Source organism: Rhizobacter sp. P3_B12 (assembly GCF_056402895.1).
The window spans coordinates 1-1,841 of the sequence record NZ_JBFUGN010001128.1 but is presented as its reverse complement, the minus strand read 5'-3'; the positions used below and the strand labels follow the sequence as shown (position 1 = coordinate 1,841).

Below are 1,841 nucleotides of genomic sequence, written 5' to 3'. Positions count from 1 at the left end.
CCATCGAGCTGCGCCGCATGGCCGACTACCTGCGCGAGCGCGCGTCGCCGTTCGCGAAGCTCGTGGTGCGCAACCCGGTCTACGACCGGCTGCAGCTGCGCTGCACGGTCGGCCTCGCGCGCGGCGTGCACGAAGGCGAGGCCTTGCAGCGCATCACCCGCACCGTGGTGGCCACGCTGTCGCCGTGGTTCGACGACGGCTGCGGCCCGGCCTTCGACTGGGTCGTGCGCGGCGAAGACCTCGAGGCGCGGCTGCGCGCGCTGGACGGCGTCGACTACGTGACGCAGCTGTCGCTGCTGCACCTGACCTGCAGCGATGCCGGCGTGTACACGCTGGTCGACACCGCGCGCGAGGCGCAGGGCCAGCGCGAAGGCCAGGGTGAGGGCGGGGGCGAACGCGGCCACGCCGTCTCGCGCGCGCCGTGGAGCCTCGCGCTGCCGATGCCCACGCACATCGTCACCGCGGCCACGGTGTTCCCCGACCCGGCGCCGCAGCCGACCGGCATCGCGCAGCTGTCGATCGGCAGCACCTTCGTGATCGGGGGCGGCGCATGACGATCCGCAACCGCAAGACGCTGCAGCATTTCTTCGACGAGGGCCGGCTGCCCACGCGCGACCATTTCGCCGACCTGATCGACTCGATGCTCAACATGAGCGACGAGGGCTTCCACAAATCGGCCGAGAACGGCATCGAGGTGTCGTCGCCGGCCGGCTACGACGCGCTGGTCAGCTTCTACCGCGAGCAGAGTTCGCGCACCGCGCTGTGGTCGATGAGCTACGGCGGCGACCGCGACCAGCTGCTGTTCCACCACGCCGGCGTTGCCGCATCGCGCGGCCGCAAGCCGGTGCTGGCGCTGGACGCGCAGGACCGCGTCGGCATCGGCACTGCCGAGCCGGCCCAGGCGCTGGACGTGGCGGGCGTCGTCGCCTCGCAGGGCCGGGTCGGCAGCTGCCGCTGGCCGGGGCTCGCGCCGGCGCTGGCCGACGGCGAATGGCACGACCTCACCGGCCCGCTCGGCGGCTGCCAGGCCTTCGAGGTGATGGCCGGCGCCGGGCACCCGGGCGGTGGCCGCTTCGCGCTGATGCACGCGATCGCGATGAACGCCTACAACCCGACGCGCGGCTGGCTCGACATCCTGTCGCGGCGCAAGCGCATCCGCTGCGACAACACCTGGTACGGCCGGCGCTGCGACAAGCTCGAACTGCGCTGGGAAGGCAGCAGCGGGCGCAACGCCAGCTACCGGCTGCAGGTGCGCTCGAAGTGCGACTACGGCAGCGGCGTGCGCATCCAGGCGACGCTGACGCGGCTGTGGTTCGACGAGACCATGCAGGGGTGCGCGCCATGACGGCGGAGCGCGACGACGCGAGCTTCGCGCGGCTGCGCGAGCAGGGCATCGCCTGGCTGCAGGCCGTCAGCGGCCACGCCTGGACCGACCACAACCTGCACGACCCCGGCATCACGATGCTGGAGCAGCTGTGCTTCTCGCTGACCGACCTGGTCTACCGCGCCGATTTCCCGGTCGCCGACCACCTGACCGGGCCGGCCGGCACGATCGACTACGACGCCTTGTCGCTRCACCCGCCGGCCGAGGTGTTCCCGTGCCGCGCGACGACCGCGCCCGACCTGCGCCGCCTGCTGCTCGATGCCGTGCCCGGGCTGGACGACGCGACGCTGCAGGCGCGCGACGACGGCGTCGTGCACCTGGTGCTGCAGCTGTCGCAGGGCGCGAGCGAGGGCGAGGGCAAGCGCATCGCCGATGCGCGCGCGGCCTTCCTCGCGCAGCGCAACCTCGGCGAGGACCTCGACCTGGCCGTCACCGCGGTGCAGCCGGTCGCCTGCGA

At 72.9% G+C, this 1,841-nt stretch carries 2 protein-coding genes and 1 pseudogene; all 3 read left to right on the top strand.

Annotation, left to right across the window (positions count from 1 at the left end; genetic code table 11):
• On the top strand, positions 1–554 hold a 554-nt coding region (locus tag AC1D01_RS32905; RefSeq protein WP_477873682.1), incomplete at its 5' end, for a hypothetical protein.
• On the top strand, positions 551–1,345 hold the full coding sequence (locus AC1D01_RS32900) for a hypothetical protein (RefSeq protein WP_465113110.1): 795 nt from the start codon (positions 551–553) through the stop codon (positions 1,343–1,345). The genes AC1D01_RS32905 and AC1D01_RS32900, both read left to right, overlap by 4 nt.
• A pseudogene (locus AC1D01_RS32895) lies at positions 1,342–1,841 on the top strand (hypothetical protein); the annotation flags it as partial. The gene AC1D01_RS32900 and the pseudogene AC1D01_RS32895, both read left to right, overlap by 4 nt.

Coding starts and splice junctions, on each gene's coding strand:
- AC1D01_RS32900 (WP_465113110.1), top strand. CDS start 551: ATGACGATCCGCAACCGCAAGACGCTGCAGCATTTCTTCGACGAGGGC.